The organism is Tenacibaculum aiptasiae (assembly GCF_008806755.1).
Lineage (GTDB): Bacteria > Bacteroidota > Bacteroidia > Flavobacteriales > Flavobacteriaceae > Polaribacter > Polaribacter aiptasiae.
Map to the genome: position 1 here is coordinate 289943 of NZ_WAAU01000014.1, position 21229 is coordinate 311171.

20 protein-coding genes are annotated in these 21229 nt (G+C 31.3%); 13 read left to right on the forward strand and 7 right to left on the reverse strand.

Annotation, left to right across the window (positions count from 1 at the left end):
• Window positions 1–6: 6 nt before the first annotated feature.
• From hemW to F7018_RS10965, 11 genes are all read left to right on the forward strand, one after another.
• On the forward strand, window positions 7–1119 hold the full coding sequence (hemW, locus tag F7018_RS10915) for a radical SAM family heme chaperone HemW (protein ID WP_150900096.1): 1113 nt from the start codon (window positions 7–9) through the stop codon (window positions 1117–1119).
• A gap of 10 nt (window positions 1120–1129) precedes the next feature.
• A complete protein-coding gene (locus tag F7018_RS10920) occupies window positions 1130–1882 on the forward strand; it encodes a cyclase family protein (RefSeq protein ID WP_150900097.1) in 753 nt (250 codons plus the stop codon).
• Window positions 1883–3227: 1345 nt separating this feature from the next.
• A complete protein-coding gene (locus F7018_RS10925) occupies window positions 3228–4433 on the forward strand; it encodes an MDR family MFS transporter (protein WP_150900098.1) in 1206 nt (401 codons plus the stop codon).
• Between the two features lies 1 nt (window position 4434).
• Window positions 4435–4815, forward strand: a complete 381-nt coding sequence (locus F7018_RS10930; protein ID WP_150900099.1) for a VOC family protein — start codon at window positions 4435–4437, stop codon at window positions 4813–4815.
• A gap of 46 nt (window positions 4816–4861) precedes the next feature.
• Window positions 4862–5188 carry a nucleotide pyrophosphohydrolase gene (locus tag F7018_RS10935; protein WP_086031186.1) on the forward strand — a complete coding sequence of 109 codons (327 nt, stop codon included), beginning with the start codon at window positions 4862–4864 and terminating at the stop codon, window positions 5186–5188.
• Window positions 5189–5437, forward strand: a complete 249-nt coding sequence (locus F7018_RS10940; RefSeq protein ID WP_150900100.1) for a hypothetical protein — start codon at window positions 5189–5191, stop codon at window positions 5435–5437. It begins immediately after the preceding gene.
• Between the two features lie 5 nt (window positions 5438–5442).
• Window positions 5443–6675, forward strand: coding sequence for a 3-phosphoshikimate 1-carboxyvinyltransferase (locus tag F7018_RS10945; protein WP_150900101.1), 1233 nt, complete (start codon window positions 5443–5445; stop codon window positions 6673–6675).
• Between the two features lie 67 nt (window positions 6676–6742).
• Complete coding sequence (gene queA / locus F7018_RS10950) at window positions 6743–7792, forward strand: tRNA preQ1(34) S-adenosylmethionine ribosyltransferase-isomerase QueA (protein ID WP_150900102.1); 1050 nt, start codon at window positions 6743–6745, stop codon at window positions 7790–7792.
• Window positions 7793–7862: 70 nt separating this feature from the next.
• Complete coding sequence (gene rlmN, locus F7018_RS10955; protein WP_150900103.1) at window positions 7863–8903, forward strand: 23S rRNA (adenine(2503)-C(2))-methyltransferase RlmN; 1041 nt, start codon at window positions 7863–7865, stop codon at window positions 8901–8903.
• A gap of 1 nt (window position 8904) precedes the next feature.
• Window positions 8905–9651: a hypothetical protein gene (locus F7018_RS10960; protein ID WP_150900104.1), complete on the forward strand. Its 747-nt coding sequence runs from the start codon at window positions 8905–8907 to the stop codon at window positions 9649–9651.
• Between the two features lie 45 nt (window positions 9652–9696).
• Window positions 9697–10674, forward strand: coding sequence for a polyprenyl synthetase family protein (locus F7018_RS10965; protein ID WP_150900105.1), 978 nt, complete (start codon window positions 9697–9699; stop codon window positions 10672–10674).
• A gap of 88 nt (window positions 10675–10762) precedes the next feature.
• Here the strand turns inward: F7018_RS10965 and groL are convergent, their stop codons facing one another.
• The 7 genes from groL to miaB all read right to left on the reverse strand — a co-directional run bounded on the left by groL (window position 10763) and on the right by miaB (window position 17218).
• Complete coding sequence (gene groL / locus F7018_RS10970) at window positions 10763–12397, reverse strand: chaperonin GroEL (protein ID WP_150900106.1); 1635 nt, start codon at window positions 12395–12397, stop codon at window positions 10763–10765.
• Between the two features lie 36 nt (window positions 12398–12433).
• Window positions 12434–12709: a co-chaperone GroES gene (locus F7018_RS10975; protein ID WP_150900107.1), complete on the reverse strand. Its 276-nt coding sequence runs from the start codon at window positions 12707–12709 to the stop codon at window positions 12434–12436.
• Window positions 12710–12878: 169 nt separating this feature from the next.
• Complete coding sequence (gene secG, locus F7018_RS10980; RefSeq protein ID WP_150900108.1) at window positions 12879–13220, reverse strand: preprotein translocase subunit SecG; 342 nt, start codon at window positions 13218–13220, stop codon at window positions 12879–12881.
• Window positions 13220–13966, reverse strand: a complete 747-nt coding sequence (locus F7018_RS10985; protein WP_150900109.1) for a hypothetical protein — start codon at window positions 13964–13966, stop codon at window positions 13220–13222. Before F7018_RS10985 ends, secG begins: the two co-directional genes overlap by 1 nt.
• 3 nt (window positions 13967–13969) lie before the next feature.
• A complete protein-coding gene (locus F7018_RS10990) occupies window positions 13970–14473 on the reverse strand; it encodes an LptE family protein (RefSeq protein WP_150900110.1) in 504 nt (167 codons plus the stop codon).
• Window positions 14474–14518: 45 nt separating this feature from the next.
• Window positions 14519–15748 (reverse strand): sigma 54-interacting transcriptional regulator, encoded by a 1230-nt coding sequence (locus F7018_RS10995; RefSeq protein WP_150900111.1) that lies wholly within the window; start codon window positions 15746–15748, stop codon window positions 14519–14521.
• A 15-nt stretch (window positions 15749–15763) separates the two neighbouring features.
• On the reverse strand, window positions 15764–17218 hold the full coding sequence (gene miaB / locus F7018_RS11000; protein WP_150900112.1) for a tRNA (N6-isopentenyl adenosine(37)-C2)-methylthiotransferase MiaB: 1455 nt from the start codon (window positions 17216–17218) through the stop codon (window positions 15764–15766).
• A gap of 204 nt (window positions 17219–17422) precedes the next feature.
• On the opposite strand from miaB, the gene topA reads away from it, so the two are divergent.
• Both topA and F7018_RS11010 read left to right on the forward strand, forming a co-directional pair.
• Window positions 17423–19909 carry a type I DNA topoisomerase gene (topA, locus tag F7018_RS11005; RefSeq protein ID WP_150900113.1) on the forward strand — a complete coding sequence of 829 codons (2487 nt, stop codon included), beginning with the start codon at window positions 17423–17425 and terminating at the stop codon, window positions 19907–19909.
• A gap of 62 nt (window positions 19910–19971) precedes the next feature.
• A complete protein-coding gene (locus F7018_RS11010; RefSeq protein ID WP_150900114.1) occupies window positions 19972–21132 on the forward strand; it encodes a formimidoylglutamase in 1161 nt (386 codons plus the stop codon).
• Window positions 21133–21229 lie beyond the last annotated feature (97 nt).

Genomic DNA, 21229 nt, shown 5'->3' on the forward strand with positions numbered 1-21229 from the left:
AAAATTTTGGCAGGAATTTACCTACATATCCCATTTTGCAAGCAAGCGTGTTATTATTGCGATTTTCATTTTTCTACCTCGTTAAAGAGAAAAGAAGAGCTAATTGTTTGTATGGTAAAAGAATTGGAGCTTCGGAAAGAAGAGTTAAATAATGAAATAATAGAAACTATCTATTTTGGAGGAGGAACACCAAGTTTGTTATCAACCAAAGAGATAACATTATTATTAGATACGATATATCAGAATTATCAAGTAATTGAGCAGCCAGAAATTACATTAGAAGCTAATCCTGATGATTTATCAGAAGAGAAAATTTTAGAATTAGCAGAATCTCCAGTAAATAGATTAAGTATAGGTGTGCAATCTTTTTTTGAGGAAGATTTAAAGAGTATGAATCGAGCACATAATGCAGAGGAGGCAAAGAACTGCCTATCTCTAGCGACTCGCTATTTTGATAATATTACCATCGATTTAATTTACGGAGTTCCAAATATGACAAACGAGCGCTGGAAAGAAAACTTACAAATAGCCTTCGATTTTGGAATTAGTCATATTTCTAGTTATGCTTTAACAGTAGAGCCTAAAACAGTATTGGATACATTTGTGAAAAATGGGAAATATCCAAAACCAGATGAGGTAGAAGCTAAAGCGCATTTTGATATTTTAATGGAAGAAACCGCTAAAAACGGATTTGTACATTATGAAATTTCTAATTTTGGGAAACCTGATTATTTTTCAAAACACAATACTTCTTATTGGTTAGGAAAAAGGTATATAGGAATAGGGCCTTCAGCGCATTCATTTAATAAAACACATAGAAGCTGGAATATTTCTAATAATGCTAAATATATAAAAACACTTGAATTAGGTAATTTGCCTAATGAAATAGAAGAGTTAACCGAAGAAGATAGATTTAATGAATATTTAATGACAGGATTACGAACCATTTGGGGAGTCTCTTTAGATAAAATAAATCCTATTTTTAGAGAAAGTTTATTAGCTTCTTCGAAAAAGTTTATAGAACAAGGATTGTTAACAATAGAAGAGGATACATTAAAAACAACTTCTAAAGGAAAGTTTTTAGCAGACGGATTAGCTTCCGAATTGTTTATAGTTTAAAAGCATAAGTATGATTGCAGAAATACAACACAAAACAGGAAAATATAAAATAGATTTCTCAAAACCATTAGATATATCTATCCCTGTAGATTTAGCCAAGCAAAATATTAATGCATGGTATTTAGAAGATCCAGAAATTTCACCTGTTCAATCAGGAGACTGGGTAGGAAGTGTTGCACAAGGAGCTGATGTTAATTTTAATACAATAGTATTTAATCCACATGCACATATTACACATACCGAATGTGTTGGTCATATTACAAAAGAAGTACATTCAGTAAATAAAAACTTAAAACAGTTTTTTTATTTGGCTGAAGTTGTAACCCTACAACCGGCGTTGCAAGCAAATGAAGATTTGTTAATTACCAAAGAGCAATTGCAAGAAGTATTAGGAAACAAAGAAAGAGAAGCAATTGTAATTAGAACAACTCCAAATTTATTAGATAAAAAGTCGAAACGTTATTCAAATACCAATCCACCATATTTAGCAGAAAATGCAGCAGAATACTTAAAAGAAAAGGGGATAGAACATTTGTTGATAGATTTACCTTCGGTAGATAAAGAAAAAGATGAAGGAAAATTGTTAGCACATAATGCGTTTTGGAATACAAAAGGAGAGTTAAGAATGAGTGCAACAATTACAGAGTTCATATTTGTTGCTAATGAAATAAAGGATGGTGTTTATTTCTTAAACTTAATGATTGCACCTTTCGAAAACGACGCTAGTCCTAGTAAACCTATTTTGTATAAAGTTGAAAAGTAGTAGGTTTAGCGATAATAATAAAATTATATTCATACGATAACAGTTTTACGATTAATTTAAATTATTCTTTTTCTTAGTGTCTTTTATAAATGTTTCTTTTTAGGGACCTCTATCTGTTCGGCGAGATTTACTTTATGTTTCATTTACACTTCAAAGATACAACAGCATTAGAGTTAAAAATGTTGATTTAAGATTAAACGAGTTTTAGTATCGACGAATGGTAGGAATATATCTTTTAAGCATAATTAGGTTTCTTTGTAGTAATGGAATGAAAATCAATTTTATTGGAAATTAGAATAGTCGCTGAATATACATGTTAATAATATATTCTGATGATATAAGAAGCTGTGTATGCTTTCGGCTATAGCGAAGTCAATATAAAAGATAAGTTTTTTGGATGACAGTATGTTAGACTGTATAAGCGTAGTGATTCAACAAAATAATATTGATACAATACTATATTTCATAGTATTATAAAGTTAGTTCTTTTTCTTAGTGTTTTCTATAAATGTTTCTTTTTAGGGATCTCTATCTGTTCGGCGAGATTTACTTTATGTTTCATTTACACTTCAAAGATACAATAGCATTATAGTAAAAAAGTTGAATGTACGATAAAATGTGCTATAGTGTCGATGAATGGTTTGAATGTGTCTTTTAAGTATTTCGATTAAATGCACGGAGCTGAAATTAAATGTCTGTTAATAAAATACGGCAAAGTATTAGTCAATTTAATTATAGCTCCGTATGGAAAAGTTGCTAGTTTAAGCGAATTGGTTTTTATAAAATCGTATAGTAGTAGGTTTGGCGATTTGATAAAATGATATTCATACAATAAGGGTTTTAATATTTTGTGTTGTTTACTTTTTCTAGTTATTTATAAATGTTTCTTTTTAGTGATCTCTATCTGTTCAGCGAGATTTACTTTATGTTTCATTTACACTCCAAAGATATTACAACATTAAAATAGAAAAGATGAATACAAGCTTAGAAGAGTTTTAGTATCGACGAATGGTATAAATGTATCTTCAAAGTAGATATAGACAATTAAACAAGTTGAGTTCAAAGTTTGGTTATGAATAGTTTAGAATGAATATAAAAACGAACTTTAAAATGTTTTTTTGTAAAACCTATTCCTTTTTTTTATAGTTTTACAGCTCAATTGATATATAAAATGACAAATTTTAATACATATAAGCAGTGTAAGTCTACCGTGAGATACGGAAGATATCGGGCTATTTATGTATTATGATTATTTAAATATAAAATATATCAATTGTAAAAAGTCCGACTTCATAGTCGGACTTTTTATTTTTAAGCAAACCACTAACAACTAAACCACAATACTATGAAAAAACTTTATTTTAATTATTTAAACACGTTTAAAGGCCTCTCTACCGAAGTTTGGTGGCTGTCTTTAATAACCTTAATTAACAGAGCTGGTACCATGGTAATTCCTTTTTTATCATTGTACTTAACAAAGAGCTTAGATTTTACCTTAAAAGATGTAGGATGGATTATGACTTGTTTCGGATTTGGATCTGTAATAGGATCTTGGTTAGGAGGAAAGTTAACAGATAAAATAGGTTTTTATAAAGTAATGAAAACAAGCTTGTTTTTAACTGGGGTATTATTTATAGCTTTACAATATGTAACAACATTTATTGGATTTGGTATAGGAATATTTCTAGTAATGCTAGTAGCCGATACTTTTAGACCTGCCATGTTTGTTGCGTTAAGTGCTTATAGTAAACCAGAAAATAAAACACGTTCGGTAACCTTAATTCGTTTGGCGATTAATCTAGGATTCTCAGCTGGTCCAGCTGTTGGAGGTCTTATTATAACTTCTTTAGGGTATAATGGATTATTTTGGGTAGACGGAGTTACTTGTATTTTAGCTACTTTTTTATTGATAAATGTTTTAAATCCAAAGAAATCGAAAGTAGTAGATGAGGTAAGAGTAGAAAATCCAATTTCTGTTTTTAAAGATAAAGCATTCTGGATGTTTTTTATAGCAATGTTTATTTTCGGATTTGTTTTTCTGCAATATTTCTCAACAATGCCATTGTATTATAAAGATGCACATCATCTGTCAGAATTACAAATTGGATTACTTATGGGAATGAACGGTTTCTTAATTTTTGTACTAGAAATGCCATTAATTAAATGGTTGGAAGAAAGCAAATACTCTAAAGAACGATTAATGTTTGTAGGGTTATTACTTACAGGAATAAGCTTTTTAGTTTTAAACCTAACAGGTTGGGTAGGAGTATTAATTGTAGGAATGTTATTTATGACCATTGGAGAAATGATAGCGTTTCCATTTTCGAATGCTTTTGTAATGGAAAGAGCAAAAAGAGGAAACCAAGGAGAATACATGGCATATTATAGTATTGCTTTTTCTGCAGCTCATATTTTTGGGCATAATACAGGTATGAGAATGGTAGATTTTTTAGGGTTTGATACAACATGGTGGATTATCACTTTAGTGTCTACAATAGGTCTGTTTTTCTTAATTAGTTTAACCAGAATAATAAAAAAAGAAAAAGCGTAATATGAATTTAAATCAAGTTACAATTCCATCAATAGACGTTGAAAAATCCACAGCGTTTTATATAAAACTAGGCTTGCATCTAATTGTAGATGCAAGACCTAGATATGTTCGTTTTGAAGTCCCAGATGGAGATAGCACATTTTCTATACATCAAGTAGAGTCTATGCCTAAAGGAGAAGGTGTAGTATTGTATTTTGAAGATGAAAATTTAGATGAGCTAGTAAAAGAGCTTCAAAAAAAAGGAATAGAGTTTTTACAATTGCCTAAAGATCAAACATGGCTATGGAGAGAAGCACATTTATTAGATCCAGATGGAAACAAATTAATATTATTTAAAGCAGGAGAGAATAGAAAAAATCCGCCATGGAGAATTGATAAGTAAGAAGAAATTTTATATTTGATTTTTTTAAAAAGTTAAAACAAAACAAATGAATATACAAGACGCTCAAAAACAAGTTGATGATTGGATTAAGAACCATGGTGTTCGTTATTTTAACGAGTTAACTAATATGGCTCAATTAACAGAAGAGGTAGGAGAAGTAGCAAGAATAATTGCGCGTCGTTATGGCGAACAAAGTGAAAAAGAGAGCGATAAAAATAAAGATTTAGGTGAAGAATTAGCAGATGTAATGTTTGTAGTTTTATGTTTAGCAAATCAAACAGGAGTTAACTTACAAGAAGCTTTTGATAAGAAGCTAGATATTAAAACAAAACGAGATCACGATCGTCATCATAATAACGAAAAATTAAAGTAAATGAGTTTCGGTAAAAACATACAAAAGAGAATTTTTTGGATAAATCTTTTAAAGGTAAGTATACCATTTTTAATTTTTGTAACCCTATTTTCATTATTACTAAACAGTGGAAAAGCGTTGTTTGCAGGAGATTTTGAAAAAGTAAATGAAATTCATTTTTCAGAAAAGAAATGGGTTCGTTTTTGGCTTACCAAAGTTACAGTTAGCGTTTTGTATGGTATGTATACAGTGAATAAAAAAATGAAATAATTTGTATGAATTTACATCTTAAAACCAAAGAGAATAAAAAAATAGCTTCAGAAATAACAATTTCAGGTTCAAAAAGTGAATCAAACAGATTGTTAATTTTACAACAGTTATTTCCAAGCATTAGCATAGATAATTTATCAGATTCAGATGATACGCATCATTTACAAGAAGCATTATCTTCTACCAATGAAATAGCAGATATAGGACACGCAGGAACTGCCATGCGATTTTTAACAGCTTTCTTTTCAACACAAGAAGGGAGTGTGAAAATTTTGCAAGGGTCGGAAAGAATGCACAATCGTCCAATAGAAATATTAGTAGATGCATTACGTAGTTTAGGAGCAGAAATCCAATATTTGGAAAAAGAAGGATATCCGCCAATAAGAATTATAGGGAAGAAGTTGACTAAAGACAAGGTTTCTATAAACGGAAATGTAAGTAGTCAATATATTTCAGCTTTAATGCTAATAGCTTCAAGCTTAGAGAATGGATTAGAAATTCAATTAGAAGGTAAAATAACTTCAGTTCCTTATATAAAAATGACTTTAGCTTTGTTACATCAAATAGGAATTGTAGCAAGCTTTGAAGGAAATATTATTAGTGTAGAGCCTAAAAAAGATATTCAATCAAAAAACATTACGGTTGAATCAGACTGGAGTTCAGCATCTTATTTTTATTCTTTAATAGCCTTGAGTGAAATAGGTTCATCAGTAAAGTTATCAGCATATAAACAAGATAGTTTGCAAGGAGATAGTTGTTTAGCTAGAATTTATAAGCATTTTGGTGTTGCAACTAAATTTGAAGAGAACTCAATAACTTTAACCAAAGAAAGAAAGCATAACACAGAAGTATTAGTTGAAGATTTAAAAAATGCTCCAGACATAGCTCAAACCATAGCGGTAACAAGTTTCGGATTAGGAGTAGCTTGTGAATTAACAGGCTTACATACTTTAAAAATAAAAGAAACAGACCGATTAGAAGCTTTAAGAGAAGAGTTAACAAATTTAGGAGCAGAAATTGAGGTAACTAATGAAAGTTTACACTTAAAAGCATCAGAAAAAATAAACGAGGATGTTTCAATAGCAACTTATAACGATCATAGAATGGCAATGGCATTTGCTCCATTAGCATTTAAAGTACCAATAACTATTTTAGAAGCAGAAGTAGTAACAAAGTCATATAGAAACTTTTGGAATGATATGAGAGAGATAGGTATTGAAACCGAAGATGTAAAATAAACAGCGAATCACTTGACAAGGCCTATGTCGAAATTGTATATTTGCCCACGTTTAGAAAATATTATCAATGAAATTATCAAATTTTAATTTTGACCTGCCAGAAGAATTATTGGCAGAGTACCCTTCAGAGCATAGAGATGAATCACGTTTAATGGTATTACATAGAGATACTCAAAAGATTGAACACAGACAGTTCAAAGACTTAATAGAGTATTTTGATGAAGGAGATGTAATGATGTTAAACAATACAAAGGTTTTTCCTGCTCGCATGTACGGGAATAAAGAAAAAACTGGAGCTCGTATTGAAGTATTTTTATTACGTGAGTTAAATGCTGAAAATCGTTTATGGGATGTATTAGTTGATCCAGCTAGAAAAATTAGAATAGGGAATAAGTTATTCTTTGGTGATGATGAAAGTTTAGTAGCTGAAGTTATTGATAATACAACATCTAGAGGAAGAACATTACGTTTCTTGTTTGATGGACCATATGAAGAGTTTAGAGAAAAGTTAGTTAAGTTAGGTGAAACACCATTACCTAAATATATTAAGCGTGAGGTAGAACCATCTGATGAAGATCGTTACCAAACAATTTTTGCAAAGCACGAAGGAGCTGTTGCAGCACCAACTGCAGGATTACACTTTTCTAAACACTTAATGAAAAGATTAGAAATTAAGGGTATTGATTTTGCTGAGACTACATTACACGTAGGATTAGGTACTTTTAATCCAGTAGAGGTTGAAGATTTATCTAAACACAAAATGGATTCTGAGAAGATTATTGTACCTCAGAGTAGTGCAGACATAGTAAACAATGCTATGGAAAATAAAAGAAGAGTTTGTGCAGTTGGAACTACTGTAATGAGAACAATAGAGTCTTCTGTATCTTCTAAAAAGAAATTAAATCCATATGAAGGATGGACTAATAAATTTATTTTTCCTCCTTATGATTTTAGTATTGCAAACTGTATGATTACAAACTTCCATACACCAAAATCAACATTATTAATGATGGTTTCTGCATTTGCAGGTCATGATTTTATGATGGAAGCTTACCAAGAAGCAATTAAAGAAAAATACAAGTTTTACTCGTACGGAGATGCGATGTTAATTTTGTAATAACAAAGAATAAAATGAAAAACAAAGCCTCACAAGACCACTTGTGAGGTTTTGTGTATTTTTGTACCCGATGAAAGTGAAGAAAAAAGACATACGCGCATTAACAAAAGACCAGCTTCGCGATTTTTTTGTGGATAATGGAGATAAAGCATTTAGAGGTAATCAAGTGTATGAATGGTTGTGGAGTAAATCTGCACATGCATTTGAAGATATGACAAACCTATCTAAAGGAACACGTCAAATGCTTAATGAGAATTTTGTAATCAATCATATAGAGGTTGATGACATGCAGCGTAGTAAGGATGGTACAGTAAAAAATGCAGTACGATTACATGATGGTCTTGTTGTAGAGTCGGTTTTAATTCCTACAAAAACAAGAACAACAGCATGTGTTTCAAGTCAAGTAGGTTGTAGTTTAGATTGTAAATTTTGTGCTACAGCACGCTTAAAAAGAATGCGAAACTTAAATCCAGATGAGATTTATGATCAAGTAGCAGCCATAAACAAAGAAAGTTTGTTGTACTACAATAGAAAGCTTTCTAATATTGTTTTTATGGGGATGGGAGAGCCATTAATGAATTACAATAATGTAATTAAGTCAATAGAGAAAATAACATCTCCAGAAGGTTTAGGGATGTCTCCTAAGCGAATTACACTATCTACTTCAGGAATTCCTAAGATGATAAAAAAGATGGCTGATGATGAGGTGAAGTTTAACTTAGCTGTTTCGTTACACTCAGCTATAGATGAGGTACGTACTTCGATAATGCCTTTTAACACAACTTTCCCTTTAAAAGATTTAAAAGAAGCTTTAGAGTATTGGTACGAGAAAACTCAAAGAAAAATTACCTACGAGTATGTTGTTTGGGGAGGTATTAATGATAGAAAAGAAGATATTGAAGCCTTAATTAAGTTTTGTAAACATGTTCCATGTAAAGTAAATTTAATTGAATATAATCCTATTGATGATGGAGAGTTTCAACAAGCAAGTCCAGAAGCAATAAATAATTATATTTCAAATTTAGAAATGCACGATATTGTTGTAAATGTTCGTAGATCTAGAGGGAAAGATATAGATGCTGCCTGTGGTCAATTAGCAAATAAGTCATAGTTTGAGTTTTTCTAAAACATTTATAGGGCAAACAACACAAACTTTAGGTTGGTTACTATTTGCCATTGTTTTAGGATTATTTATTGACAGTAAATTCGTTGCTGATAATTTTTATGAGAATGCACAATGGATTAATAATGTAATTGCTGTTATAGTTTTTGTTTTTTTATACCAAAAAGCAAGTGCTAGAGCAAAAGAACAGTTAATTTATGCTTTAATTATAGCGGTTGTTGGAGAGTATATATTCTCAATTTTATTAGGAATGTATACCTATCGCTTAGAAAAAGTTCCACATTATATACCTCCAGGACATGCTATTGTTTTTGTTCTTGTTTACTATTTCAGTAAAAAGCCCAAAGTCAAAGAAAATAGAATTGCGGTTGAAAAGTTTTGTTTAGTTCTAATAGCATTGTTTTCTCTTTATTTTTTATTAATTAAAAATGATGTTTTTGGTTTTTTATGTACAATTTTGGTTTTCTTCTTTTTAAGAAAGTATCCTAAAGAGAGGCTATTTTATCTAACAATGTATTGTGTAGTAGCTATTTTAGAATTTGTAGGTACAGGGTTAGATTGTTGGAAATGGCCAGAAATAGCGTTCAATAAGTTTCAATATTTGCCAAGTGCTAATCCACCTTTAGGAATTAGTTTGTTTTATTTTGGTTTGGACAGAGGAACAATATCAATATATAAGAGAAGGCATAAAGAAGCTTGGGCTAGACTCAAACGAATAAGAATGATAAAATCTTAATATAATTTGTTACTTTTGGTCTTTGATTTTGGAAATCAAACATTAATGAAGCCAGTAGAGCAAATAAAACTTCCCATAGCAAAAGAAATGGAACTCTTTGAAACCAAGTTCAAAGATTCTATGTTATCTAAAGTACCCTTATTAAATAGAATTACCTATTATATAGTCCGAAGAAAAGGAAAGCAAATGCGACCAATGTTTGTTTTTTTGGTAGCAAAAATGGTTTCTAATGGCGGGTTCGATGAGCGTACTTACCGAGGAGCATCAGTGGTAGAATTAATTCATACAGCAACATTAGTACATGATGATGTGGTTGATGATAGTAATAGAAGAAGAGGTTTCTTTTCAATTAATGCGCTTTGGAAAAATAAAATAGCAGTTTTAGTAGGAGACTTTTTATTGTCGAAAGGATTATTATTATCGATAGATAATGAAGATTTTGATTTGTTAAAGCTTATCTCAATAGCAGTTAGGGAGATGAGTGAAGGAGAGCTTTTACAAATAGAAAAGGCTCGTAAATTAGATATTACTGAAGAAATTTATTTTGAAATAATTCGTCAAAAAACAGCAACTTTAATAGCAGCTTGCTGTGGAATAGGAGCAGCTTCAGTAGGAGCAAATAATGAAACAGTTCAACAAATGCGAAAGTTTGGAGAGTATATTGGTATTGCTTTTCAAATTAAAGATGACTTGTTTGATTATACCGAAGACAAAATAGGGAAGCCTACAGGGATAGATATTAAAGAACAAAAAATGACACTTCCCTTAATTTACACGTTAAATAACTGCTCTCAAAAAGAAAAATCTTGGTTAATTAATTCGGTAAAAAAACATAACACCAATAAAAAACGTGTTAAAGAAGTAATTGCTTTTGTAAAAGAGAATGGAGGTTTAGAGTATACTATAACTAAAATGCATGATTATAAAAATAAAGCATTAGCCATACTTGACAATTACCCAGAGTCAGAATATAAAAACTCATTGCTTCAAATGATAGATTACGTCGTAGAACGTAAAATTTAAGTAGAGCCAAACAAATATTTAAAAAATAAGAAACCCTAAGAAAATTAAATCTTAGGGTTTATTTTTATTGTTTATGAGATGATTTATATTACATCATTCCTGGCATTCCACCACCCATTGGAGGCATTCCACCAGCTGGAGAATCTTCTTTAATATCGATTAAAGCACATTCTGTAGTTAAAATCATACCTGATACAGATGCAGCATTTTCCAAAGCAACACGTGTTACTTTTTTAGGATCTATAATTCCAGCATCTAACATGTTAACATATGCTTCAGATTTAGCATCATAACCAAAGTCTTTTTCACCTTCTAAGACTTTATTAATAACAACTGAACCTTCACCACCAGCATTCTCTACAATTGTTCTTAAAGGAGCTTCAATTGCTTTATTTACAATTTGTACACCAGTAGTTTCATCTAAGTTTTCAGTAGTTAAAGATTCTAATACTTTTTTAGCACGAACTAAAGCTACACCACCACCAGCAACAATACCTTCTTCTACAGCTGCACGAGTTGCGTGTAAAGCATCATCAACACGGTCTTTCTTTTCTTTCATTTCTACTTCAGAAGCAGCACCAACATATAGTACAGCAACACCACCAGCTAACTTAGCTAAACGCTCTTGTAATTTTTCACGATCGTAATCAGAAGTAGTAGTCTCAATTTGTGCTTTTATTTGGTTAACACGAGCTTTAATTTGTGTTTCATCACCTGAACCATTTACAATAGTAGTGTTGTCTTTGTCAATAGTTACAGTTTCAGCAGTACCTAATAAATCTAAAGTTGCATTTTCTAAAGAGAAACCTCTTTCTTCAGAAATAACAGTTCCACCAGTTAAAATAGAAATGTCTTCTAACATTGCTTTTCTTCTATCTCCAAATCCAGGAGCTTTCACAGCAGCAATTTTTAATCCACCTCTTAATTTGTTTACTACTAAAGTAGCTAATGCTTGCCCATCAACATCTTCTGCAATAATTAATAAAGGTCTTCCTGATTGAGAAACTGGCTCTAAGATTGGAAGAATTTCTTGTAAGTTAGAAATTTTCTTGTCGAATAATAAAATATATGGATTGTCTAAAGTAGCAATCATTTTGTCAGCATCAGTAACAAAGTAAGGAGATAAGTATCCTCTGTCAAATTGCATACCTTCTACAACATCAACATAAGTATCAGTTCCTTTCGCTTCTTCAACAGTAATAACACCTTCTTTACCAACTTTTTCAAAAGCTTCAGCAATTAAGTTTCCAATTACATTATCGTTGTTAGAAGAAATAGAAGCTACTTGTTGAATTTTTTCAGAAGAATCACCAACTTCTTTAGATTGTTTAGCTAAATCTTCAGTAATAGCAGTTACAGCTTTGTCAATACCACGTTTTAAATCCATTGGATTAGCTCCGGCAGCAACGTTTTTTAAGCCTTCTTTTACTATAGCTTGCGCTAATACAGTAGCAGTAGTAGTTCCATCTCCAGCTAAATCGTTAGTTTTAGAAGCTACTTCTTTTACCATTTGAGCTCCCATGTTTTCTAACTCATCTTCTAATTCTACTTCTTTAGCAACAGAAACACCATCTTTAGTTACGTGAGGTGCTCCAAATGATTTAGAAATAATTACGTTACGACCTTTAGGTCCTAAAGTTACTTTTACAGCGTTAGCTAATGCATCAACTCCACGTTTTAATCCGTCACGAGCTTCTACGTCAAATTTTATATCTTTTGCCATTTTGATTTAATCTTTTAGTTGTTTTTTTGAATGAAATTAAATGATAGCGAAGATGTCGCTTTCTCTCATGATTAAATAATCTTTTCCTTCGTGTTTTAATTCAGTACCAGCGTACTTTCCGTATAAAACAGTATCACCAACTTTAACCGTTAAAGGCTCATCTTTAGTTCCGTTTCCAACAGCAACAACAGTTCCTTTTTGCGGTTTTTCTTTTGCGTTATCAGGAATAATAATTCCTGAAGCTGTAGTTGTTTCAGCGGCAGCTGGTTCTACAAGAACTCTATCTGCTAAAGGTTTAATGTTTAATCCCATTTTATATAAATTATGATTAAGTATTTGTTTTTTATTTTATGTTTTTGAAATAGTCAGAAATTATGCCATTAAAACTTTGCTGACATTTTTTCTAAAGAGGTTAAAATTACTATAAAAAAAATGCCAACGTGTCATTTACGTTGGCATTATATATTTTCTTATGTTAAGATTAATTTACGCTGTCTTTAGCCGCATCGTTTGTTGCTGGCGTAGCAGGTGTAGTAGCCTCAACATTCTCTAATGTACTATCTAATTGAGGAGCATCTCCTGCATTACCTCTAGGAATAGCGAAATTAGCTAATAAGATCAATGCAAACATTGTAATTGCTAAAGTCCAAGTAGTTCTATCTAAAAAACTATTAGTGTTTTGTACTCCACCAATGTTTTGAGCACCACCACCTCCAAAAGAAGAAGATAATCCTCCACCTTTAGGATTTTGAACCATTACTATTAAGATTAATGCTATAGCAACAATCAAAATTAAAACTAAAAGTAAAGTATACGTTGTCATTATTTATTGTTTTGTAAAATTTGTATTCTTTTAATTTGGTCTGCAAAGAAACCACTTTTTTCTGGATATTTCAAACTTAATATTTTATAAGCCTGAATTGCGTTATCGTATTTTTTCTGTTCGAGATAAACTTTAGCTAAAGTCTCTGTAGCTAATTGAGAGTTTTGCTTACTTTCAATAACTTTTATTTCAGAAGGATTTGCTTTGTTAGGTCGAGAAATTTTAGGTGAAGTTTTTATAAATCGATCAATAATAGCTTCGTGTTCTGACTTTTCAGAAGAAGTCTTTTCTTTTGGAGTTGATGAAGACTCCTGGCTTCTTATAATTACTTTTTTTGAAGATAATTGAAGCCATTGATTAAATGAAAAGGATTCATTTTTTGTAAAAGAAAGTGGACTACCAATAGCTAAATTTTTCTCAACTTCTGAGATTTTTTTTGCCTTTTTAGAAGGAAGTAATTTTTCTTTTAAAGTAACTTTAATTTCTTCTTTTAAATTGTTAGGTTTTTGAAAAGCTTTTGAAGTTATAAAATCAAATAAAAGTGTACGATCGGTAGTGTAAGCAGCTGTAACCTTTAATTCATTATTGTATTTATAACTTTCTTGATTTTTTAAGTTTTTTAAATGTAATGCTCTTGCTGATTGAAAATAAGGAAACTCTTGGGTAATATTTTTAAGCTCTGAATTATTTTCTTGAGAAATTAATTGAGGGCTTTCTATAAGTTGTATGTATTTTTGTTTATCCAAAATTTACCACTTTCCTACTGATGCATTAAAAATATCTTGATTTATTCTTTCTAATATATCTCTTAAAGCGCTGTCTAATATTGTGTTTATTTGTTGGTCAGCACCATAATCATAATAAAAAGTAAAAGGCTTTTCAAAGTTCTTTTTTTCATCAAGATTATTAATGTAATTCACATTAACAGTAATAGTTAATCTATTTTGTGCAGCTGTTTGATTAGCCGTAGCACTCATTGGTGTAATTCTGTAATCTGTTATCTCTCCAGAGAAATGTAAGTCACCACCACTATTAACTAAAGTTAGATTCGTTTGACGTGTAAATAAATCTTGTAACTCTTGGGTAAATCTTTGACTTAGTGTAGGCTCTACCAAAGGAGCTTGATTTGGAAAGAAATCAATCTGAATAGTTTTAGCATTTCCAGTATCACCACCTGTAAAAGAATATGCACCACAACCAATTAATGTTGCTATTGAAATTGTGAATATTAATATGTAAAATAGTTTTTTCATAAAATCAAAAATAAAGAATTCCTAGTCGTTTAATTGTTAACTAGATTATAAATCATATTGTTTAATTTTTCTATATAATGTTCTTTCAGAAATACCTAATTCTTTAGCAGCTAATTTACGTTTACCACTGTTTTTTTCTAATGATTTTTTAATCATTTCAATTTCTTTCTCTTGCAATGATAAGTTTTCATCCTCTTCTATTGTTTCAGCATATTCATAATTGCTTGGAACCGCAGTGGATTGTGGTATTTGAACTACTTCAACGTTTTGTGTTTCTGGTAATTCTTGTTCTTGATATATTTTTTGTATCAATTGATGATTTTCTGCTTGTACTTGTTCAGAATTTCCATTTTGCATCAAATCTAAAGTCAATTTTTTCAAATCATTAATGTCATTACGCATGTCAAATAAAATCTTATACATAATGTCACGTTCATTTGCAAAATCTGAATTACTTGATTGACTTCCAACAACAGCAGGTAAATTACCTTTGTTATTAGGTAAGTATTGAACTAATTTTTCAGGGGTAATAAGTCTAGTTTCTTCTACCACAGAAATTTGCTCAGCAATATTTCTTAGTTGACGAATATTACCAGGGAAACGATAGTTTAATAACATTTTTACTGCATTCTGATCTAAACGAATAGTAGGCATTCGATATTTTTGAGCAAAATCTGAAGCAAACTTTCTAAATAATAAATGAATATCTTCATTTCTATCACGTAATGCAGGTAAACCTATTTCAATAGTGCTTAAGCGATAATATAAATCTTCTCTAAACTTCTCTTTAGAAATAGCTTGATGCATATTAACATTGGTGGCAGCTACAATACGCACATTTGTTTTTTGTACTTGAGAAGAACCTACTTTAATAAATTCTCCATTTTCAAGTACACGTAATAAACGTACTTGAGTTGTTAACGGAAGTTCACCAACTTCATCTAAAAAAATGGTACCTCCGTCTGCAACTTCAAAATAACCTTTACGTGTAGCAGTTGCTCCAGTAAAGGCTCCTTTTTCATGACCAAATAATTCGCTATCAATGGTTCCTTCTGGAATTGCTCCACAGTTTACAGCAATATATTTTGCATGTTTTCTGTGCGATAGTTGATGAATTATTTTAGGAATATTTTCTTTACCTACACCACTTTCTCCAGTAACTAAAACCGAAATATCGGTAGGAGCAACGCGTATGGCTTTTTCTATGGCACGATTTAAATGTAAATCGTTACCAATGATTCCAAAACGTTGTTTTATAGCTTGTAGGTTTTCCATTGTTTATTTTAAAATTTAATTATTATCTGAGTATCCAACAGCAGTTCCTCTTAACGTAGCAGAAGTACAGTCTTCAACTTTAACATTTACAAAATCACCTAGTTTGTAATGCTCTTTAGGAAATACAATTACAGTATTTTGAGTATTCCTACCTTTCCATTCATTAGGGTTCTTTTTAGAAGTTCCTTCAATTAAAACTTCTTCTACTTTTCCTAAGTGCTGGCGAGTTCTATATAAACTGTGTTCTTGTTGTAAATCGATTACTTCTTGTAAACGTCTTTTCTTAACATCTAAAGGAACATCATCAGGCATTTTTTTAGCAGCTAGAGTTCCTGGTCTTTCAGAGTAAGCAAACATAAAACCGAAGTCGTATTTTACATGACGCATTAAGTCTAAGGTGTCTTGATGATCTTGTTCAGTTTCTCCACAGAAACCACTAATCATATCTTGACTTAAAGCCATTTCAGGAATAATCCTGTAAATATTATCTACTAATTCAATATACTCTTCACGAGTATGCTGACGATTCATGGCTTTTAACATGTTGTTACTTCCACTTTGAACTGGTAAGTGAATGTATTTACAAATGTTTTTGTGCTTAGCCATTGTATGAATTACATCTAAACTCATATCCTGAGGGTTAGATGTAGAGAAACGAAAACGAGTCTTAGGGTAAGCAGTAGCACACATATCTAAAAGTTGTGCAAAATCAACAGCGGTGGCTTGTGCTAATTCAGAAGCTTTTTTAAAGTCTTTCTTTAATCCACCACCATACCATAAATAGGAATCTACGTTTTGTCCTAATAAAGTAATTTCTTTGAAATTCTTATCAACCATAGAACCAATTTCCTCAATAATACTTTGAGGATCACGACTACGTTCACGTCCACGAGTAAAAGGTACTACACAAAATGTACACATATTGTCACAACCACGTGTAATAGATACAAAAGCAGAAACTCCATTTGAATTTAAACGTACTGGAGAAACATCAGCATATGTTTCTTCTTTAGATAAAATCACATTTACAGCATCTCTACCTGCATCAACTTCTTCAATTAAATTAGGTAAGTCGCGGTAAGCATCTGGTCCAACAACTAAATCAACAATTTTTTCTTCTTCTAAAAACTTTTCCTTCAAACGTTCAGCCATACAACCTAAAACACCAACTTTCATTGTTGGGTTTACTTTTTTGACCGCGTTGTATTTTTTCAAACGATTACGAACAGTGGTCTCAGCTTTTTCTCTAATAGAGCAAGTGTTTACTAATACTAAATCAGCGTCCTCTAAACTTTGAGTTGTATTAAAACCTTGTTCAGCTAAAATAGAAGCAACGATTTCACTATCGTTCATATTCATTTGACAACCATAACTTTCAATAAAAAGTTTTTTGTTGTTTCCTTCTTTTTGTTCAATAACAAGAGGTTTCCCTTGTTTATCTTCGTCAATTACCTTCTCTACGTGTTCCATAAATGCTAAAATCGTAATAAATAGTCTGCAAAGATACAACCAAAAAGGGTAACTTGTGACAAATTGACATGAATACTTTTTAAAGTTAATAAATGGTAAAGTTTGTAGAAAAATCTTTCGTTAAAAAAAAACTACATACTTTTGCAAATTGAAAACACCATGTTCTTGTAAATATGGAGTGAAAAGAGATTAAGAGAAATACATATGGCAAAAAATTTAGTAATAGTTGAGTCACCTGCAAAAGCAAAAACAATTGAAAAGTTTTTAGGTAAAGACTTTCAAGTCGAATCGAGTTTTGGTCACATTGCCGATTTGCCTTCGAAAGAGTTAGGTGTAAATGTAGAAGGAGATTTTAAACCAAAGTATATAGTTTCTACAGATAAAAAAGCAGTTGTAAAAAAACTGAAAGATTTAGCAAAGAAAGCAGAAACTGTTTGGTTAGCAAGTGATGAGGATCGCGAGGGAGAAGCTATTGCATGGCACTTGGCTGAGCAATTAAAATTAAAAGAAGAGAAGACGAAACGAATTGTTTTTCATGAGATTACTAAAAAAGCCATTTTAAAAGCTGTTGAAAATCCAAGAGATATTAACTACAATTTAGTAAATGCACAACAAGCGCGTCGTGTATTAGATAGATTAGTAGGATACGAACTTTCACCAGTGTTATGGAGAAAAGTAAAAGGAGGATTATCGGCTGGTAGAGTACAATCAGTAGCAGTACGTTTAATTGTAGAACGTGAGCGAGATATAGAAGGATTTACACCAGTAGCATCATATAGAGTAGATGCTGAATTCATAAATGAAAATGGTAAAAAGTTTAAAGCAAAATTAGCTAAGAACTTTACCGAAAAGAAAGAAGCTGAAGACTTTTTAAATTCATGTTTAGATGCCGAATTCTCAGTTGCTGATTTACAGAAAAAACCAGCAAAGAAATCTCCAGCACCACCGTTTACAACATCAACATTACAACAAGAAGCTTCAAGAAAATTAGGTTTTCCAGTAGCTAAAACCATGATGGTTGCTCAACGTTTATATGAAGCCGGTTTGATTACTTATATGAGAACGGATAGTGTAAACTTATCAGATGATGCTAAAAATGCTGCACAAGCTGAGATTATAGCGTCTTATGGAGAAGAATATAGCAAGCCACGTAATTTTTCAAATAAATCTAAAGGAGCGCAAGAAGCTCACGAGGCGATTCGTCCAACTAATATGGAGAATCATGAAATTACAGGAGAGTATGATCAAACTAGATTATACAGTTTAATTTGGAAAAGAACATTGGCATCACAAATGAGTGAAGCGCAACTTGAAAGAACAGTTGTAAAAATAGATAATACTAAAAACGATAAACAATTCACTGCAAACGGAGAAGTTATCACATTTGAAGGTTTCTTAAAGGTTTACTTAGAAGGAACAGATAATGAGGAAGAAGAGCAAGCAGGAATGTTACCTAAGATGAGTGTTAAAGAAGTTTTAGGGAATGAATATATTACAGCAACAGAACGTTATTCACGTCCTCCAGCAAGATTTTCAGAGGCAGCTTTAGTAAAGCGTTTAGAAGAACTTGGAATAGGGCGTCCATCTACATATGCACCAACAATTTCTACAATTCAACGTAGAGAGTATATAGAGAAAGGAACAGTAGAAGGAAAAGAAAGAAACTATGTTCAGTTACGTTTAGCTAATCAAGCAGTCAAAGAAGAATTATTAACTGAAAGAGTAGGTTCAGATAAAGGTAAACTAGTTCCTACCGATATTGGTAATATTGTAAATGATTTCTTGGTAGCTAATTTTGATGCAATTCTTGATTATGGTTTTACAGCTAAGGTAGAAAGTGATTTTGATGAAATTGCTGAAGGAAAAGAAGATTGGACCGCTATGATAAAGGAGTTCTATCAAGATTTTCATGTTGTTGTAGAAGATGTTGCAGCAAACGCCGAAAGAGCTAAAGGAGAACGTTTGTTAGGAATAGATCCAGAAAGTGGTAAGAATGTTTATGTGCGTTTAGGACGTTACGGTGCAATGGTGCAAATAGGTGAGGCTACTGATGAAGAAAAGCCACGTTTTGCGAGCTTACAAGGAGATCAAACAATGAACTCAATTACTTATGAAGAGGCAATGGATTTGTTTAAATTGCCAAAAACATTAGGTGAGTACGATAATTTAGAGGTAGTTGTAGCAAATGGTCGTTTTGGGCCTTATATAAAGTTTGATGGAAAATATGTATCTTTAGATAAAGGTGAAAATCCAATGTCTGTAGATATGGATAGAGCTATTGAGTTAATTGAAGCTAAAAGAAAAGCTGATGCACCGATAGGAGAATATGAAGGCATGCCAATTCAAAAAGGAGTTGGACGTTTCGGACCATTTATTAAATGGAACTCAATTTTTATAAACGTAAATAAAAAATACGATTTTGATAATCTTTCTCAAGAAGATTTAGAAACGTTAATTGAAGATAAAAAGAGAAAAGAACGCGAAAAACTAATTCATAATTTTGAAGAAGTGGGTATTCGAGTAGAAAAAGCTCGTTGGGGTCGTTTTAATGTTATCAAAGGTAAGATTAAAGTTGAATTGCCTAAAACCACTGAAATTGAGAAGCTAACTCAAGAAGAAGCTGTGAAAATGATAGAGGCTAAAACTCCAAAAAAGAAAACAACAAAGAGGAAAACCACTAAAAAAAAATAAAGTAGCTTTTAGAAAAAAATAGTTTAGTATATTGCGAATTCGTTAATCTGATCCCCTTAAAGATGAATTACGATTTTTTTAAGCCAATAAAAGATGCTGTAGTTGAGCATGTATTGTCACAGCCAACATCTGCATTGGGTCAAAATATTAGTTTACACACAGCCGAAGATGGTTTCCCTAATTTATCAGGGGTAACCATAGCTATTCTTGGTGTAAAAGATGGTAGAGGAGCTGAAAATAATGAGGGCTGTGGTAACGACTTACAACATATTCGTAAAAAGTTGTACGAATTATTTCCAGGTAAATGGAAAACAAAAATTGCTGATTTAGGTAATATAGAACAAGGCAATACAGTTAAAGATACTTATTTTGCTGTGAGTTCTTCCATAGAGTTTTTAATCAAAAAAAATATCATACCTATTATAATAGGTGGAAGTCAGGATATTACTTATGCCAATTATAGAGCTTACGATGCTTTAGAACAAACAGTTAATTTAGTATCAGTAGACAGTCGTTTTGATTTAGGTTCTATAGATGAGGAAATGTCTTCAAGATCCTTTTTAAGTAAAGTGATAATGGAGCAACCTAATAACTTATTTAACTATAGTAATATAGGATATCAAACTTACTTTAATTCTCAAGAAGAAATAGACTTACTAGATAAGTTATATTTTGACGCTTTTAGGTTAGGAGAAGTTAAAAATGTAACTTTAGTAGAGCCTATAATGAGAGATGCCGATATTGTAAGTATAGATATTGGTTGTGTACGTCAAAGCGAAGCTCCAGCAAATAGTAATGCTTCACCAAATGGATTTTATGGTGAAGATATATGTGCTATAACCAGATATGCTGGTATAAGCGATAAAGTTACTTCTTTTGGAATATATGAATACAACAGTAGATTGGATTCAAATTATCAAACAGCGAATTTAATTGCTCAAATGATTTGGTATTTTATAGAAGGAGTAAATTACAGAGCAAAAGATTACCCTTTTGTAACAAAAGAAAAATATCAAAAATTTACAGTTCTTTTGAACGATGACGACCCAATAAATTTTTACAAAAGTGACAAAACAGGTCGTTGGTGGATGGAAATAAATTTAATATCGAATAATAAACACAAAAGACATGCGTTAATACCATGTAACTATCAAGATTATGAACAGGCACTTAAGCAAAAAATGCCTAATAGATGGTTTAAAGCTTTGCAAAAGCTTGTTTAAAAGAGAGTTGTCTTTTAAATGGTAAAAAAATATAATACGTAATTGTTTTTTAATAAAAAAAATAATAGGTTTACGCCTCTTTTTTAAGAAAGGAATA

Coding starts and splice junctions, on each gene's coding strand:
- F7018_RS10920 (WP_150900097.1), top strand. CDS start 1,130: ATGATTGCAGAAATACAACACAAAACAGGAAAATATAAAATAGATTTC.
- F7018_RS10925 (WP_150900098.1), top strand. CDS start 3,228: ATGAAAAAACTTTATTTTAATTATTTAAACACGTTTAAAGGCCTCTCT.
- F7018_RS10930 (WP_150900099.1), top strand. CDS start 4,435: ATGAATTTAAATCAAGTTACAATTCCATCAATAGACGTTGAAAAATCC.
- F7018_RS10935 (WP_086031186.1), top strand. CDS start 4,862: ATGAATATACAAGACGCTCAAAAACAAGTTGATGATTGGATTAAGAAC.
- F7018_RS10940 (WP_150900100.1), top strand. CDS start 5,189: ATGAGTTTCGGTAAAAACATACAAAAGAGAATTTTTTGGATAAATCTT.
- F7018_RS10945 (WP_150900101.1), top strand. CDS start 5,443: ATGAATTTACATCTTAAAACCAAAGAGAATAAAAAAATAGCTTCAGAA.
- queA (WP_150900102.1), top strand. CDS start 6,743: ATGAAATTATCAAATTTTAATTTTGACCTGCCAGAAGAATTATTGGCA.
- rlmN (WP_150900103.1), top strand. CDS start 7,863: ATGAAAGTGAAGAAAAAAGACATACGCGCATTAACAAAAGACCAGCTT.
- F7018_RS10965 (WP_150900105.1), top strand. CDS start 9,697: ATGAAGCCAGTAGAGCAAATAAAACTTCCCATAGCAAAAGAAATGGAA.
- groL (WP_150900106.1), bottom strand. CDS start 12,397: ATGGCAAAAGATATAAAATTTGACGTAGAAGCTCGTGACGGATTAAAA.
- F7018_RS10975 (WP_150900107.1), bottom strand. CDS start 12,709: ATGGGATTAAACATTAAACCTTTAGCAGATAGAGTTCTTGTAGAACCA.
- secG (WP_150900108.1), bottom strand. CDS start 13,220: ATGACAACGTATACTTTACTTTTAGTTTTAATTTTGATTGTTGCTATA.
- F7018_RS10990 (WP_150900110.1), bottom strand. CDS start 14,473: ATGAAAAAACTATTTTACATATTAATATTCACAATTTCAATAGCAACA.
- F7018_RS10995 (WP_150900111.1), bottom strand. CDS start 15,748: ATGGAAAACCTACAAGCTATAAAACAACGTTTTGGAATCATTGGTAAC.
- miaB (WP_150900112.1), bottom strand. CDS start 17,218: ATGGAACACGTAGAGAAGGTAATTGACGAAGATAAACAAGGGAAACCT.
- topA (WP_150900113.1), top strand. CDS start 17,423: ATGGCAAAAAATTTAGTAATAGTTGAGTCACCTGCAAAAGCAAAAACA.
- F7018_RS11010 (WP_150900114.1), top strand. CDS start 19,972: ATGAATTACGATTTTTTTAAGCCAATAAAAGATGCTGTAGTTGAGCAT.